We start from the raw sequence: 14,139 nt of genomic DNA on the forward strand, positions 1-14,139 counted from the left end.
AAGTCATGACGATTGAAATCAACAACCCGGCGCTGCAGGTGGCCGGGCAAATCCTCACCCAACAGTGCCACGCCGCCGCCGTGGATATCGGCTGGTGGACCGATCCGAAGTCCGGCAAGGGCATCGAGAAGAACCGCGCCGAGCTGGTGATGCTGGCCACCACCCAGCTGGCCAAGGCCGTCGAGGGCCACCGCACCAGCGCCATGGACACCCACCTGCCGCATCGCCAGGTGTTCGAGACCAAGCTGGCCGGCGCCGTCATGCGCATCTTCGACATCGCCGGCGAGGAGGGCTTCGACCTGGGCACGACCATCGCCGAGCTGATCGCCTACAACCAGACCCGCCCGGACCACCAGCCGGCCGCGCGCCTCGCCGCCGGCGGCAAGAAATACTGATCCGCGCCGGCGCCACCCCACCGCACCCAGAAAGGTAGCGAACCAACATGAGCAACAAAGCATTTTCCATCTTCCTCCAGGACATGCGCGACGGCCGCACGCACACCGAGCTGACCAAGTGCCTCGACGAGCTGCTGGCCGCCGTCAAGAACACCGGCAAGGGCGGCAGCCTGTCCGTGGAGATCAAGATCAAGCCCGCCAGTCGCGGCCAGGACGTCGACAAGGTCGTGATCACCGACAAGGTGTCGATCAAGGTTCCATCCCCGGAACGCGGCGACGACTTCTACTGGCTGACGGACGACCACGAGCTGTCGCGCAACCACCCGAAGCAAACCACCCTGGACCTGCGTGACGCATCCAGCGCCCCACCCACCAACCTGAAGGAAGCATCGAAATGAGCAACGAAACCAACAGCACCGCCGAATTTTCGGCCATCGGCGCCACGCGGGGCGCGGAACACCTGCACCTCGACGCCTCCACGATCGACAAGATCAAGAGCCTGGTGGCCGCCGCCGGCGCCATCCACCAGCAGGGCGATGCCCACTTCATCATCACCCCGGAAGGCTACCGGGTCGAGTCCATCACCGACAAGGTGCGCGCCGCAGCGCCGACGCCGCACCGCAAGACCGGCACCGTCCACCTGACGGCGGTGGAGAGCTTCACCACGTTCGTCTGCGTGCAGAGCACCCCGCTCGAGTGCTTCATCTACGCCGACGTGGAGAAGCGCACGCTGACGGCGGTCCTGAACGACAACCAGGAGCACGAGGCGCCGGCCGGCTGGCGCGACTACCGCGCCGTGTACACCGCCGAGCTGAGCCGCGAGTTCTCGACCTGGCTGGCCAAGAACAAGGTCACGATGGAGCAGGAGGAGTTCGCCATTTTCCTCGAAGACAACCTGGTCGACATCGTGGAGCCGTCCGGCGAAATGCTGCAGAAGGTGGCCCTGACGCTGCAGGCGAAGACCGAGGTCAAGTTCAGCAGCCACCGCCGCCTGGACAACGACCAGGTGCAGCTAGGCTATTCCGAGGAGATCACGGCCACGGCCGGCGGCGACGGCAATATCGAAATCCCCCGCGAGTTCGCCATCGGCGTGCGCCTGTTCAAGAACGGCCAAGCCTACAAGGTCCGCGCCCGCCTGAAGTACCGCCTGGGCGGCGGCAAGGTGAAGTTCTGGTACGAGCTGGACCGGCCGGAAAACGCTGTCGAAGAGGCGTTCGACGCCTATGTCGACTCGGCCCGCTCCAGCGGCTTCACCGTGCTGATGGGCAAGCCATGATCAAGCCCATCACCGCCGGCACGCCGGTCAAGTTCGATAGTGAGCACGGCCCGCAGGAAGGCGTCGTCAGCGACATCCTGCGCGACCTGAGCAACGGTCGCAAGGTTGCGGCCGTTCAGGTGGAAGGCGCCCTGGACGGCCGGCCGTGGACCATCCCCCTCGACCAGTTGGCGCGCGCCGCCTGCCAGGTGTAGCGCCATGTATCACCGCCGCCCGCTCCCGAAAGGTAACGTGCCCATGGTCACCGAGACCCATCGGAAGCTGGCGCTCGAGCTGCGCATGACGGCCGAGACGTTGATCGCGCGCCCGTCGCCGGACACCTACAACCAGATGTCCAAAATGCTCGCGGCGCTGTGCCGGGCCGGCATGGCCGGCACAGCGCTGGACTGCGCGAACAACACGATGCTCGATGTTTGCGACCGCTACGAGCGCATCGGCAAGGTCGGACTGAAGGACAGCGAGGCGGCGGCGCTGCGTCAGGCGATAGCGGGCATCGACGGGCGCCTGGCGATGGTGCCGGTCAACAAGCTGTCCGAAGCCGTCGCCGCCGTTGAAATCTATTGCGCCACCGTCGGCGCATAACCAGTACCTCACGAAAGAACGAAATGAACCTCAATACCCAAGCAATCCCGGCCGCCATCGGCGCCGCATTCGGCGGCGGTTTCTTCGCCGGCCTGGTCAACGTCGGCGCCGAGACCTACGCACTGATCGTCTCGCCGAAACAGGCGGGCGAGTACCAGGGCGTCTGGAACCAGTCGCTCGACAGCATCGCCGGCGCCGAGCACTACTCGGACGGTATGGCCAACACCACCGCGCTGGCGACGGCCAGCAGCGAGATGGCCCAGTGGGCGCGCAGCCTGAACATCGACGGCTTCAGCGACTGGTACATCCCTGCCCGCGACGAGCTGGAGATCCTCTACCGCGCGCTGAAACCTACCGCCGACGAGAACGCCGTGACCTTACGCGACGGCGATAACCCGAGCAGCTCCCCTGTCGGCTACCCGTACACGGAAACCGTACCCGCGCAGACCAGTTTGGCGGCGTTTCAGCAAGGAGGTGCGGAGGCGCTGGCGCCTTCCCTGCACTGGTCCAGCACGCAGTACGCCGGCAACCCGGACTTCGCGTGGGGCCAGTTTTTCGACGATGGCAACCAGAACTACGGCCCCAAGTCGTCCGCCGGGCGCGCCCGTTCTGTCCGCAGATTAGTCATTCAATAATTTAACAATTCGCCACCATGGCCCTCCATACCGACCTTCCGATCTACAAACTGACCTACCAGCTGATGCTGCTGTCCGTCGAGCTCACCAGGAGCATGCCTCGCGACTTCAAGCCGACCATCGGCCGGAAGATCAACGAGGAGTGCGTCAACTTGACGGTACTGGTCTTCCGCGCGAACTGCTCCCAGGACAAAACGCCGTACCTGGACAGGCTGCTCGAGCGGGTGCAGGTGACCGAGCTGCTCTTCCGCCTCTCCAAGGACATGCGCTTCGTTTCTGTCCCGCAGTACGCGAAGGTGATCGAGCTGACGGACATGATCGGCCGGCAGGCCAATGGCTGGCGAAAGCAATCCGCATCGGCGCCTGCTACCTCACCGTCACGGCGGCGAGGTCTGAGCGACTTTTAATCTGGTCGTGCCGCTGGCCCACAAGGCCACCGCCAAGCGCACCACAGGAACCACCCGGCGGTGTCCGGACAGGCCTGGCGCAGTTCCCCCGCTGATCGGCCACGGCCTTCGGCGGGGCGACGTAGATAGCACGAATTGACGCAGTACGCCGGCAACCCGAACAACGCGTGGAACCAGAATTTCGACGATGGCAACCAGAACAACAACCACAAGTCGTACGCCGGGCGCGCCCGTGCTGTCCGCAGATCATTCCGATGCAGACTTCACGTTTGAAGAGCTGGCAATCGCGTATTTCGATTGCCGGAAGAGCAAACGTAACACCCCCAGCGCTCTTGCGTTCGAACTGAACCTGGAGCGCAACCTCATTGAGCTGCGCGACGAGCTGCGCGACGGCTCCTACACGCCCGGCACGTCGGTCTGCTTCGTCGTCACCAGGCCGAAGCCGCGCGAAGTGTGGGCGGCCGACTTCCGCGACCGGGTCGTGCACCACCTGCTCTACAACCGCGTGGCGCCGAGCTTCTACGCCTCCTTCATCGCCGACACCTGCGCCTGCATCCCGGGCCGGGGCACGCTGTACGCGGCGCGCCGGCTCGAGGCGAAGATCCGCAGCGCCACCGAGAACTGGGCCAAGCCGGTCTGGTACTTGAAATGCGACCTGGCGAACTTCTTCGTCGCCATCGACAAGACCGTGCTGCACGGCCAGCTGGCCGCGCGCATAACGGAGCCCTGGTGGCTGCGCCTGGCCGAGACGATCCTGTTCCACGACCCGCGCACGGACTACCAGCTGCGCGGCGCGCCGGAGCTGCTGGCCCTGGTGCCGCCGCACAAGCGGCTGGCGAACCACCCCGCCACGCGCGGCCTGCCGATCGGCAACCTGTCGTCGCAGTTCTTCGCCAACGTGTACCTGGACGCGCTGGACCAGCACGTAAAGCACAAGCTGCGGGCCCGGCACTACATCCGCTACGTCGACGACTTCATCCTACTGCACGAGTCGCCGCAGTGGCTGAACGCCGCGCTGGCCGACATCAACGACTTCCTGCCCGGCCAGCTGCACGCGAACCTGAACCCGACCAAGACCATCCTCCAGCCGCTTGCGCGCGGCGTGGACTTCGTCGGCCACGTCGTCAAGCCGTGGAACACGCGGACCCGGCGCCGCACGGTCCGCCAAGCCGTCAACCGGGTGGCCAGGATCGACACGGACGAGGTGTTCGCGTCGGCCAACAGCTACTTCGGCCTGCTGGGCCAGTCCAAGAGCAGCCACGCTGACCGCGCCGCGCTGGCACGCGCCGTGCTGCGGCGCGGCCACTGCGTCAACCAGTCCTTCACAAAAACCTATCGGAAAGCAGCATGAGCAAACGACAATTTACCCGCCTAAGACTGGTAACAGGCGATTACCTGGAAATCGGTACGCGGCTCCGGCAGGACGGGACGGAGCTGTTCGCCCCGGCGCCCATGCCCCCTATCGAAGGGGTAATCCAGAAGATGGTTGAGTGCGACAGCGGAATATTCGTCCACATCAAGACCGATGCCGGCGAGGTCAAGCTGGCGCATGTACGCTCATTTCTGCCGAACGGCATCCCAATGAATGACCAGGGCATTTGCTTAACGATACTGCAACGTGCGCCACAGCAATTGGAAATCAGGGTATGAAACGCGACAACTTCACCCTACCACTGGACCTGGGCAACGAGCTGCTGATCGACAACTTCGCCGGCGGTGGCGGCGCCTCCGAGGGCATCGAGCAGGCCTTCGGCCGGCCGGTCGACGTGGCCATCAACCACAACGGCGAGGCCCTGGCCATGCACGCGGCGAACCACCCGTCCACCGCCCACTGCCAGGAGGACGTGTACGCCGTCCATCCGGGCTTTATCACAGGCAACCGCCCCATCGGGCTGGCGTGGTTCAGCCCGGACTGCAAGCACCATAGCAAGGCCAAGGGCGGCAAGCCGCGCGAAAAGAAGATACGTGGATTGGCCTGGGTGACGCTGAAGTGGGGCGCGTTCCAGTGGCCGCGCTGCATCGCGCTGGAGAACGTGGAGGAGTTTCGCGACTGGGGGCCGCTGGACGACGCCGGCCAGCCCATCGCATCCGAGAAGGGCCGCACGTTCGACGCCTTCCTCGACGCGCTGTCGACTGGCCTGGACCGCAACCACCCGGATGTGCCCGAAATCTACGCCGCGTTGGGCGCCGACTTCCCCATGGAGCGCCTGTTCCGGGGACTGGGTTACAAGGTCGAGCACCGTATTCTGCGCGCCTGCGACTTTGGCACGCCAACCATCCGCAAGCGCCTGTTCGTATTCGCCCGCCGCGACGGCCTGGCCATCCACTGGCCCAAGCCGACGCACGGCAACCCGGCGCTGCCGAGCTTCGCCACCTCCGGCCTGAAGCCGTGGCGCACGGCCGCCGACTGCATCGACTGGTCGATCCCCTGCACCAGCATCTTCGGGCGCAAGAAGGAGCTGGCCGACAAGACGCTGGCGCGCATCGCCAAGGGCGTCATGAAGTACATCGTCAACGCCGACGAGCCGTTCGTCGTTCCCGGCGATGCCGTGCCCTTCCTGACGGAACACGCGAACGGATCGACGCAACGCAACTTCGCCGCGGACGAGCCGCTGCGCACCCAGTGCGCCGAGATCAAGGGCGGCCACTTCGCGCTGGTCAGCGCCATGCTGGCCAAGCACTACGGCGGCGTGGTCGGAACGGCCGTGACCGTGCCGTTCGGCGCCGTCACGACAACCGACCACCATTCGGTCGTGACCAGCACCCTGGTCAGCCTGCGCAACAACCAGGCGGGGAAAAGCATCCTGGAGCCAGTACCGACGATCATCGGCGGCGGCACGCACATCGGCGAGGTGCGTGCCTTCCTGATCAAGTACTACAGCGAGGGCGGGCAGGACCAGGCGCTGACCGACCCGATGCACACGATCCCGACGAAGGACCGCATCGGCCTGGTCGCGATACGCGGCGAGGACTACGCCATCGTCGACATCGGCATGCGCATGCTCACGCCGCGCGAGCTTGCCCGGGCCCAGGGCTTCCCCGAGTCGTACATCCTCGAGCTGGTCCACAACGGCAAGCGGCTATCGAAGGCGGCGCAGGTGCGCATGATCGGCAACAGCGTGTGCCCGCCGTTGGCCCGGGCGCTGATCGAGGCGAACTTTAAACATGAACAACAATTCGCGAGGGCGGCATGACCATATCGAACGACACTTCCGACGCCAAGACCCTGCTTTGCAGCGGAACGCCACTGACGGCCGCCGGTGAGCGGCTGGTGCTCGACCGAATCCACCAGCTCGAGCGCGACATCGCCACCATCCAGCACGCGGCCTGCGTCGCCGCGCGCGACCGGGACGCCCTGCTCGCGCTGATCGACAACGACGGCCACGCCATGACGTTCCAGACGCTGGGGCAGTACCGAGCGTCGCTGGCTCAGCACCCAGTTTTTCTGAAAGATGAGCACAATCCCCATGGAGGAAACTATGAATGATCATAATACAAAGGAAAAAGCAATGTCCGAGGACCGCATCATCTACCGGCAGAACCTGTACAAAATGCTGGGCGTCACATCGGAAACGCTGCGGCGCTGGATCCGGGAGGGAAAGATGCCGCGTGCCGACATTGCCATCACCCAACGCACGGTGGGATGGCGTCTGTCAACGCTGCAGACGGCCGGGATCAATCTGCTTTGAACAGCCAATCAGCGAATGCCTGAAGCATCACTCGACGCTGTTTCAGATATTCCGCTGAGTTGTACACGCCGCGCACGCCGCCGTCCTTGTGCGCCAGCTGGACCTCGACGTGGTCTGAGTTGTACTCATGCTCGTTCGCCCAGGTCGATCCGACCTTGCGCCAGCCGTGCCCTGTCATCTTCCCCTTGTAGCCGATGCGATGGATCAGGTACAGGATGGAATTCTCGCTCATGGGCCGGCTGCCCGTCCGGTCGTTCGGGAACACGTAAATGCTGCCGCGCGACCGCAGCTTCATTTCAGCCAGCAGGGCCAGCACCTGCGTCGACAGCGGCACCAGGTGCTCGCGGCCCTTCTTCATCCGCTTGCCGGGTATCCGCCAGACATCCCCCTCCACTTCGGCCCACGTCATCCGCCGCAGCTCATCGGTGCGGGTCCAGGTCAGCGCCAGGAGCTTGCAGGCCAGGACGGACTGGATTTCATCCTCCAGCGCCAAGCGATCCAGAAATGGGTGGACCTCGGCCAGCGGCAGCGCCGCGAACCCTTCGCGCGGTTTGCGCGAGAAGGCGACCTTCGAATTGATGCTGGAAGCCGGGTTTGCATCGCAGTGCCCGTGCTGCACGGACCAGTCCAGCACCTGGCCGACCCACATGCGCACACGCCGGACGTAAACCGACAGGCCGGCCTCATCCATTGGGCGCAGCGCATCCATCAGCGTCTCCTTGGTGATTTCGCGCACGAGCGTCTTGCCCAGCGTGGGGACCAAGTGCATCTCCAGCGCCCGTAGCGCATTCGCCTTGTAGCCATCGCTGATATCATTGCGGCCAGCCCAGTAATCGGCAATTGCCTGGCTGAGGGTAATCGAGGGCCTAGCCTTGCCCCTCGGCCTCAGATTCTCCCCATCGACCAGTTTTAGCCGCAGCGCGTCCCGGCGCTCGCGCGCCTCCTTCAGCCCGATCAGGGGGTAGGGGCCGATCACCGCCGTCTGCTGCTTGCCGCCGGCGTTGCGGTAGGCCATGCGCCATACCTTGTTTCCGCTCGGCAGGACGGCCAGCATCAGGCCATGGCCGTCGAACAGCTTGCGCAGCTTGCCATCGTTGGGTGTGGCCTTGCGGCAGTCGGTATCGGTGAGGGTATTGATCGCCATGGCGGCCGGTCCTGTAGGTACGGTGAGAATGGAATTCGCATCATACCTACAAATGAACCTACACGCGACTGTGTGACTCGATTATCTTGGTTTGATAAATCTGCGACTCGGAACGGCTAATCCCGCCATAAGTCGTTGATTTTTATGATTTTATGGGTGCATTTAGCTGCATTCCATTGACCAAGATTTGGGGTACTTGGCGGAAGCGGTGAGATTCGAACTCACGAACGGCTCACACCGTCGGCAGTTTTCAAGACTGCTGCCTTCAACCACTCGGCCACGCTTCCTTAGTTGTGCGCGCATTATACAGAATTCATTGTGCGATTGCAGCAAAAGCCTGCATCCGCCGCCTACGCCACCAACACTCCGGCGCCCGTCCCCGACTCAGGCAGCATGGCCGCCCTGCCCCTGCTGCCAATTCTCCCGCAGCGCTTGCTCGAAGGCTTCGGCGGTCAGCGGCCGGGCGAACAAATAGCCTTGCACTTCGTCGCAGCCGGAACTTTTGAGGAAGGCGAGCTGCTCGACGGTCTCGACCCCTTCGGCGATGACTTTGTGCTTGAGCTGCTGGGCGATGCTGATGATGGTGCTGGCGATGGCGCAGTCGTTGGCGTCGCCGGGGATGCCGGTGGTGAAGGAGCGGTCGATCTTCAGCGTGTCGATGGGGAAGCGCTTCAAGTACGACAGGCTGGAGTAGCCGGTGCCGAAGTCGTCCAGCGATAGGGTCACGCCGAGCGCGGTGATGCGGTCCATGATGCCGATCACGCGGTCGATGTTGTGCATCAACGTGCTTTCGGTGATCTCGAGCTCGAGCCAGGTCGGCTCCAGCCCGTAGCGCACCAGCGTTTCCTGCACCCGCCCGGGCAGCGCGGAGGTGAATTCGCGCGCGGAGACGTTGACGGCGAGCCGGATCGGCGGCAGGCCGGCTTGCTTCCATTGCTGCGCCTGGGCGCAGGCGGCTTCGAGCACCCATTCGCCGACCTGCACCACCAGCCCGGTGGCTTCGGCCAGGGGGATGAACTCGGCCGGCGGCACCAGGCCGCGCTCGGGGTGCAGCCAGCGCACCAGCGCTTCGGCGCCGATGATCTTGCCGCTGGCGATGGAAAACTTGGGCTGGTAGTGCAGCAGCAGTTGGCCGTTGCCGAGCGCGTGGCGCAGGCCCGATTCGATGCGCATGCGCTCCTGCATGCCCTGGTTCATGTCCTGGCTGTAGAAGGCGACGTGGTCGCCGTCGGCGTCGCCGCCGCCTTGCTTGGCGCGGTACATGGCGATGTCGGCCAGGCGCAGCAGGGTTTCGGCGTCGCCGCCGTCCTGCGGGTAGACGCTGATGCCGATGCTGCCGCCAACGCGCAAATCATGGCCGCCGATCAGGAAGGGGGCGCTGAGCGCGGCCAGCAGCTTGTGCGCCACCATGCTGGCCTCGTAGTGCTGGCTGATGTCGAACAGGCCGACGGCGAACTCGTCGCCGCCCAGCCGGGCCACCAGGTCCTGGTCGCGCAGCACGGAGCGGAAGCGCTGGGCGACGTCGCGCAGCAACTCGTCGCCGATCTGCCGGCCCAGGGTGTCGTTGATCATCTTGAAGCGGTTCAGGTCGATGAACAACACGCAGCCGTGCAACTTGCTGCGCTGGGCCACGGTGAGCGCCTGGTCGACCAGCTTGGTCAGCAGGGTGCGGTTGGGCAGGTTGGTCAGGGCGTCGTAGTAGGCCAGGTGGTGGATGCGCTCCTCGGCCAGCTTGCGTTCGGTGATGTCGGTCAGGTAGGCGATCAGGCCGATCGAGCGGTCGTGCATGTCGCACAGGGGCGACAGCGACAGGCTGGCCCAGAAGATCTCGCCGGACTTCTTTTTGCGCCGCACCTCCATCAGCCGCCCGCCCTGCTCGACGAAGGCGTCGTGGAAGCTCATGTCCTCGTCCTCGTACAGGAAGAGGATGTTGCGGCCGACGGCTTCGACCGAGCTGTAGCCGAACAGCCGCTCGGCGCCCTTGTTCCAGCTGGTGATGAAGCCGCTCAGGTCCATCGTCAGCACGGATTCGTGGATCTGGTCGAGGATCTGCGACTGGTGTTGCAGCTGCGCTTCGACCTGGACGTAGGCGTGGGTCGAGCGCTGCGCCAGCGAGTGCACCTGCAACACGCTGGCGGCGACGCTGGCCAGGCTGGCCAGGTGCTGGCGGTCGGTCTCGCTGTAGCCGGCCCGGCCGCTGACGATGAAGCGGCCGAAATATTGTTCGTCGAACTGGACGGCCTGGCTCAGGCTGTGCTCGGGGTCGGCCGCGAGCTCGGCCGGGCCGGCGACGTGGTCGGCCGGCAGGTAGCGGCCGTCCGGGCTGTTGAGCACGCTGCGGGCGATGCGTCCCAGTTCCTCCGCCAGCGCCGCACCACGCAAACGCAAGACCGCGTCGCAGAGGGCGGCGCTGTTGCTGAGGAAGTCGGAGACGGGATGGGCGAGCATGGCTAGAGGTTCCGGCTCACTTGGATGGCCCAGTGGTAGGCCTGCAACTGGCCCTGCCAGTAGGTTTCCGGCGCGATGCCGGCGGCGGCCAGGGTGGCGCCGCTCGGTTGCTCGACCAGCAGCAGCATCTTGCCCAGCGGGCCGCCGCGTTCGAGCAGCGCGGCCATCACGTCCAGGTCGAGGTTGAGGGCGGCGACGATTTCGCTCATCGGCATGCCCAGCAGCACGTCGAGCAGCGAGAACACGCCGGTGACGAAGGCCAGGTGCCTGGGCGTCGCGGTCGCCGCCCTGCTCCTTGCACAGCGCCTCCATCTGCGCGGCGCGCACGGCGGCCAGCGGCAGCAGCGGGTTGGCGTTGGCGTCGTCCTGCTGGCGGGCGTACAGCAGCAGTTGCAGCCAGCGTTGCAGCTGGCGCCGGCCGAGCACGTTGATGGCCTGGCCGAAGCTGTGGATGGGCGTGCTGAGCGCGAAGGCGGCCGAGTTGACCACCTTGAGCAGCTGGTAGGACAGCGCCGGGTCTTGCTTGAGCAGGGTTTCCAGCTCGCGCGAGTCGGCGTCGCGCGCCAGCATGCCGAGCAGCGCCAGCAGGCGCTTGCGCGAGGTGCCGTCGCCGGCGCTGGCGGACTGCGCCGGACCGCGGGCGAAGTCGCCCATGAACCAGGCGAAGCCGGCGTCGGCGCATTCGTCGAAACGTTGTTCCGTGTCCACACCGCGCGCCAGGTGGGGGCCGGGCTGGGCCACCAGCGCCAGCACCGGCGGCAGGGTCGTGGCGCAGTCGTACATCAGGGCGCGGGCGCCGGACTGGGTGGCCTTGGCGGCGACGCCGTCGAACATGATGCGGTAGCCCTGCTCGGCCAGCGCGGCGCATTTCTTTTGCGCGGCGGGCTCGTCGATGGCGCCGGCCGGCACGCGCAGGATCAGGCGGTGCGCCGGCAGACCCTCGAGGTGGCTGGCCTCCAGGCGCAGCGGCTCGGCCACGGCGACGATGCAGTCGAGCGGCGCCAGGGCCGTGAACACTTCCGGATGGTTGAGCAAGACCAACGACGCCTGCAGGGCATCGACGGTGTCGGAAGGGAACTCGAAAGCCAGTGCCACCCACTCCTTGCGGGCGTTCGACACTGCTTGCAATCCCACTAACGGAAACGGGCTCGGATCAGACGCGGACATCAGTATCTCAGTGTGGGTAGTGCGCGCAATCTTAGATCATGTATTGACCGATGGCAACCTATTACGCCAACCGTGCGCGACTTTTAATGTTGCGACCAATACAAGACCAATTTTCCGCGCGTGAAACATTCTGTTTTAAACAATTCACAATCCCCGCTAGCGGGAGCAGCAATATAGCAGAAATTGTCGCCGTGGCAAGGAAAGCCACTGGCTTGCATATTGGTATTAGAGGCGCGGCTCGAATCTGACGCGAAACCGACACAGTCGCGCCGCGCCGGCCTCAGCCGCCGTCGCGGGCGAACTGGGCGTGCTGCACGGCGAAGCGGATCAACTCGGCCTGGCCTTCGATGCCCAGTTTACGCTTGATGTTGAGCCTGTGCGTTTCCACCGTGCGCACGCTCAGGTCGAGGGCGCGGGCGATCTGCTTGTTCGATTCGCCGTTGGCGATGTGGCGCAGCACCTCGTGCTCGCGCGAGGTCAGCTGGCTTTCCTGGCTGAGCGGCTTGGCCAGCTGGCGCGCCAGCGCGGCGCTGTAGTAGATGCCGCCCGACATCACCGTCTCGATCGCCACCACGATGTCCTTGCCCGGCGCGTCCTTCAGCACGTAGCCGCGGGCGCCGGCCTGGATCGCCTGCGAGACGTATTCGAGCTTGTCGTGCATCGACAGGATCAGCACGGCGATGCGCGGGAAGGCCTGCTTGAAGCGGGCGGTGGCCTCGATGCCGTTGCCGCCGCGCATGTTGATGTCCATCAGCACCAGGTCGATCTCGTGCAGGGCGGCCTGTTCCAGCGCCTCGGCGGCGCCGCCGGCCTCGGCCACGACGCGGAAGCTCGCCACCGCTTCGAGGCGGGCGCGCAGGCCGTCGCGCACCAGGGGGTGGTCGTCGACCAGGAGGATGTTGATGATGGGTGTCATGTCGGTGTGCCGTGGTTGGGGGCGCGCGCCAGCACGGTGGTGCCGGCGGCGGACGAGCTGATGTCGAATTGGCCGCCGATCGCCTCGATCCGCTCCATCATGTTGCGCAGGCCGATGCCGCGCTGCGGGTGCAGGGCGATGCCGGCGGCGTCGAAACCGGCGCCGTCGTCGCGCACCGTCAGGGTGACGCCGGCGGCGTCGCCGGCCAGGGCGATGTCGATGCGGCTGGCGCCGGCGTGGCGGCCGATGTTGGTGAGCGCCTCCTGGGCGATGCGGAACAGCACGGTGTTGGCCATGTCGGGCAGGTGGTCGGTGGCGCCCTCGGCGCTAAAGTGCACCGGGATGGCGCTGCTCAGGGTGGCCTCCTCGGCCAGGTGGGCCAGCGCGGCGGCCAGGCCGAGGTCGTCGAGGATGGCCGGGCGCAGGTTGTGCGAGATGCGGCGCACCTCGCCGAGCACGTCGTTGAGCTGCTCGGCGGTGTGCTCGAAGACGGTCTGGGCGGCCTGGCGCTGGCCGGCGTCGCCGCCCAGGCGGATGATGCCGGCCTCGATCTGCAGCTTGATCGAGACCAGCCACTGGCTGATGCCGTCGTGCAGGTCGCGCGACAGCCGCGCCCGCTCCTCCTCCTGCGACTCGACCACCCGCTGCGCCAGCGCCTTGAGCTTGGCGTCGGCCACGCGCAGCTCGCTGACGTTGAGCGCCAGGCCGGAGCTGCCGACGGCCAGCGCGCTGGCGATGGCGATGGCGGCGATCCACAGCATGGTGTTGTCGATGTTGCCGGACTGCTGGGCGTCGATCTTGGCCAGCGCCTGGTCGACGTCGTCGAGGTAGATGCCGGTGCCCAGCATCCAGCCCCACTCCGGCATGGCGACCACGTAGCCCAGCTTGGGCGCCGCCTTGTGGGTCGAGGGCTTGACCCAGAAGTAGCGCTCCAGCCCGCCGCCGGCCCTGGCCCGTTGCAGCAGGCGCTGGATGGTCGGGTTGCCGTCCTGGTCCTTCAAATCCCACAGGTTCCGGCCGACCAGCTCGGGTTGGCGCGGGTGCATCAGGTTGTTGCCCTGCATGTCGTAGACGAAGAAGTAGCCGTCGTCGCCGTAGCTCAGCGCGCCCAGGATGCGCTTGGCCTCGGCCAGGGTGGCCGGGTCCTTGCGGCCGGAGTCGACCAGTTGCGCCACCGAGTGCGAGGCCAGCGCCACGTAGTGCCGCAGCTCGGCCTCCTTGCTGGCCAGGTAGGCCTGCTGGATGGTGTCGCGCTGCAACTGGGCCAGGGTGGCGGCCTGGTGGCGCACCGCCAGCGCGATGGCGAACAGGGCCAGGATCAGCGGTGTGATGGCCAGAAAGATGACTTTTTGCCGCAACTTCATGTGGGGCCCGGGTGCGATGAGTGTGTGGCCGCGATTTTACGCCCCTATCGGCGCGCCGGACTACGTAGTTCTACGCATTGAAACTGCGTAGTGCTGCGCTTGTGGCAGATATAGCG

Annotated in this window: 16 protein-coding genes, 1 tRNA gene and 1 pseudogene; 12 read left to right on the plus strand and 6 right to left on the minus strand. The window is 65.7% G+C overall.

The window, feature by feature from the left end; all coding sequences use genetic code 11:
* The first annotated feature begins 5 nt into the window (after nt 1-5).
* From QC826_RS20200 to QC826_RS20255, 12 genes are all read left to right on the plus strand, one after another.
* Complete coding sequence (locus QC826_RS20200; RefSeq protein WP_279762168.1) at nt 6-395, plus strand: hypothetical protein; 390 nt, start codon at nt 6-8, stop codon at nt 393-395.
* Nucleotides 396-442: 47 nt separating this feature from the next.
* Nucleotides 443-793: a hypothetical protein gene (locus QC826_RS20205; RefSeq protein ID WP_279762169.1), complete on the plus strand. Its 351-nt coding sequence runs from the start codon at nt 443-445 to the stop codon at nt 791-793.
* Nucleotides 790-1,671, plus strand: coding sequence for a DUF2303 family protein (locus QC826_RS20210; RefSeq protein ID WP_279762170.1), 882 nt, complete (start codon nt 790-792; stop codon nt 1,669-1,671). The genes QC826_RS20205 and QC826_RS20210 overlap by 4 nt, the downstream gene beginning before the upstream one ends.
* Entirely contained in the window at nt 1,668-1,865 is a 198-nt protein-coding gene (locus tag QC826_RS20215; protein ID WP_279762171.1) for a hypothetical protein, read from the plus strand. Before QC826_RS20210 ends, QC826_RS20215 begins: the two co-directional genes overlap by 4 nt.
* Nucleotides 1,866-1,908: 43 nt before the next feature.
* Entirely contained in the window at nt 1,909-2,253 is a 345-nt protein-coding gene (locus QC826_RS20220) for a hypothetical protein (RefSeq protein ID WP_279762172.1), read from the plus strand.
* Between the two features lie 23 nt (nt 2,254-2,276).
* Nucleotides 2,277-2,888 (plus strand): DUF1566 domain-containing protein, encoded by a 612-nt coding sequence (locus QC826_RS20225; RefSeq protein WP_279762173.1) that lies wholly within the window; start codon nt 2,277-2,279, stop codon nt 2,886-2,888.
* A gap of 17 nt (nt 2,889-2,905) precedes the next feature.
* Nucleotides 2,906-3,295, plus strand: a complete 390-nt coding sequence (locus QC826_RS20230) for a four helix bundle protein (RefSeq protein WP_279762174.1) — start codon at nt 2,906-2,908, stop codon at nt 3,293-3,295.
* 232 nt (nt 3,296-3,527) lie between these two features.
* The gene (locus tag QC826_RS20235) at nt 3,528-4,646 is read left to right on the plus strand and encodes an RNA-directed DNA polymerase (protein ID WP_279762175.1); all 1,119 of its coding nucleotides are present in this window, start codon (nt 3,528-3,530) and stop codon (nt 4,644-4,646) included.
* Nucleotides 4,643-4,945, plus strand: coding sequence for a hypothetical protein (locus QC826_RS20240; RefSeq protein WP_279762176.1), 303 nt, complete (start codon nt 4,643-4,645; stop codon nt 4,943-4,945). The genes QC826_RS20235 and QC826_RS20240 overlap by 4 nt, the downstream gene beginning before the upstream one ends.
* Nucleotides 4,942-6,489 (plus strand): DNA cytosine methyltransferase, encoded by a 1,548-nt coding sequence (locus QC826_RS20245; protein ID WP_279762177.1) that lies wholly within the window; start codon nt 4,942-4,944, stop codon nt 6,487-6,489. Before QC826_RS20240 ends, QC826_RS20245 begins: the two co-directional genes overlap by 4 nt.
* Complete coding sequence (locus tag QC826_RS20250; protein ID WP_279762178.1) at nt 6,486-6,782, plus strand: hypothetical protein; 297 nt, start codon at nt 6,486-6,488, stop codon at nt 6,780-6,782. The genes QC826_RS20245 and QC826_RS20250 overlap by 4 nt, the downstream gene beginning before the upstream one ends.
* Nucleotides 6,775-6,984 (plus strand): helix-turn-helix transcriptional regulator, encoded by a 210-nt coding sequence (locus QC826_RS20255; RefSeq protein WP_279762179.1) that lies wholly within the window; start codon nt 6,775-6,777, stop codon nt 6,982-6,984. Before QC826_RS20250 ends, QC826_RS20255 begins: the two co-directional genes overlap by 8 nt.
* On the opposite strand, the gene QC826_RS20260 is transcribed toward QC826_RS20255, so the two are convergent.
* The 6 genes and pseudogenes from QC826_RS20260 to QC826_RS20285 all read right to left on the minus strand — a co-directional run bounded on the left by QC826_RS20260 (nt 6,971) and on the right by QC826_RS20285 (nt 14,023).
* Nucleotides 6,971-8,128, minus strand: a complete 1,158-nt coding sequence (locus tag QC826_RS20260) for a tyrosine-type recombinase/integrase (protein WP_279762180.1) — start codon at nt 8,126-8,128, stop codon at nt 6,971-6,973. The two genes, QC826_RS20255 and QC826_RS20260, sit on opposite strands and share 14 nt — an antisense overlap.
* Nucleotides 8,129-8,325: 197 nt before the next feature.
* A tRNA-Ser gene (locus tag QC826_RS20265) sits at nt 8,326-8,415 on the minus strand.
* Between the two features lie 97 nt (nt 8,416-8,512).
* Complete coding sequence (locus QC826_RS20270) at nt 8,513-10,576, minus strand: putative bifunctional diguanylate cyclase/phosphodiesterase (RefSeq protein WP_279762181.1); 2,064 nt, start codon at nt 10,574-10,576, stop codon at nt 8,513-8,515.
* A 459-nt stretch (nt 10,577-11,035) separates the two neighbouring features.
* Nucleotides 11,036-11,743 (minus strand): annotated as a pseudogene (locus QC826_RS31320) (HDOD domain-containing protein); the annotation flags it as partial.
* A gap of 280 nt (nt 11,744-12,023) precedes the next feature.
* Nucleotides 12,024-12,659: a response regulator gene (locus tag QC826_RS20280; protein WP_279762182.1), complete on the minus strand. Its 636-nt coding sequence runs from the start codon at nt 12,657-12,659 to the stop codon at nt 12,024-12,026.
* On the minus strand, nt 12,656-14,023 hold the full coding sequence (locus tag QC826_RS20285) for a cache domain-containing protein (protein WP_279762183.1): 1,368 nt from the start codon (nt 14,021-14,023) through the stop codon (nt 12,656-12,658). Before QC826_RS20285 ends, QC826_RS20280 begins: the two co-directional genes overlap by 4 nt.
* Nucleotides 14,024-14,139 lie beyond the last annotated feature (116 nt).

It is taken from the genome of Rugamonas sp. DEMB1, from assembly GCF_029834475.1.
GTDB lineage: Bacteria > Pseudomonadota > Gammaproteobacteria > Burkholderiales > Burkholderiaceae_D > Rugamonas > Rugamonas rubra.

What these genes read in the sequence shown, in the direction of transcription:
- QC826_RS20200 (WP_279762168.1), top strand. Translation starts at nt 6, where the DNA reads ATGACGATTGAAATCAACAACCCGGCGCTGCAGGTGGCCGGGCAAATC.
- QC826_RS20205 (WP_279762169.1), top strand. Translation starts at nt 443, where the DNA reads ATGAGCAACAAAGCATTTTCCATCTTCCTCCAGGACATGCGCGACGGC.
- QC826_RS20210 (WP_279762170.1), top strand. Translation starts at nt 790, where the DNA reads ATGAGCAACGAAACCAACAGCACCGCCGAATTTTCGGCCATCGGCGCC.
- QC826_RS20215 (WP_279762171.1), top strand. Translation starts at nt 1,668, where the DNA reads ATGATCAAGCCCATCACCGCCGGCACGCCGGTCAAGTTCGATAGTGAG.
- QC826_RS20220 (WP_279762172.1), top strand. Translation starts at nt 1,909, where the DNA reads ATGGTCACCGAGACCCATCGGAAGCTGGCGCTCGAGCTGCGCATGACG.
- QC826_RS20225 (WP_279762173.1), top strand. Translation starts at nt 2,277, where the DNA reads ATGAACCTCAATACCCAAGCAATCCCGGCCGCCATCGGCGCCGCATTC.
- QC826_RS20230 (WP_279762174.1), top strand. Translation starts at nt 2,906, where the DNA reads ATGGCCCTCCATACCGACCTTCCGATCTACAAACTGACCTACCAGCTG.
- QC826_RS20240 (WP_279762176.1), top strand. Translation starts at nt 4,643, where the DNA reads ATGAGCAAACGACAATTTACCCGCCTAAGACTGGTAACAGGCGATTAC.
- QC826_RS20245 (WP_279762177.1), top strand. Translation starts at nt 4,942, where the DNA reads ATGAAACGCGACAACTTCACCCTACCACTGGACCTGGGCAACGAGCTG.
- QC826_RS20250 (WP_279762178.1), top strand. Translation starts at nt 6,486, where the DNA reads ATGACCATATCGAACGACACTTCCGACGCCAAGACCCTGCTTTGCAGC.
- QC826_RS20255 (WP_279762179.1), top strand. Translation starts at nt 6,775, where the DNA reads ATGAATGATCATAATACAAAGGAAAAAGCAATGTCCGAGGACCGCATC.
- QC826_RS20260 (WP_279762180.1), bottom strand. Translation starts at nt 8,128, where the DNA reads ATGGCGATCAATACCCTCACCGATACCGACTGCCGCAAGGCCACACCC.
- QC826_RS20270 (WP_279762181.1), bottom strand. Translation starts at nt 10,576, where the DNA reads ATGCTCGCCCATCCCGTCTCCGACTTCCTCAGCAACAGCGCCGCCCTC.
- QC826_RS20280 (WP_279762182.1), bottom strand. Translation starts at nt 12,659, where the DNA reads ATGACACCCATCATCAACATCCTCCTGGTCGACGACCACCCCCTGGTG.
- QC826_RS20285 (WP_279762183.1), bottom strand. Translation starts at nt 14,023, where the DNA reads ATGAAGTTGCGGCAAAAAGTCATCTTTCTGGCCATCACACCGCTGATC.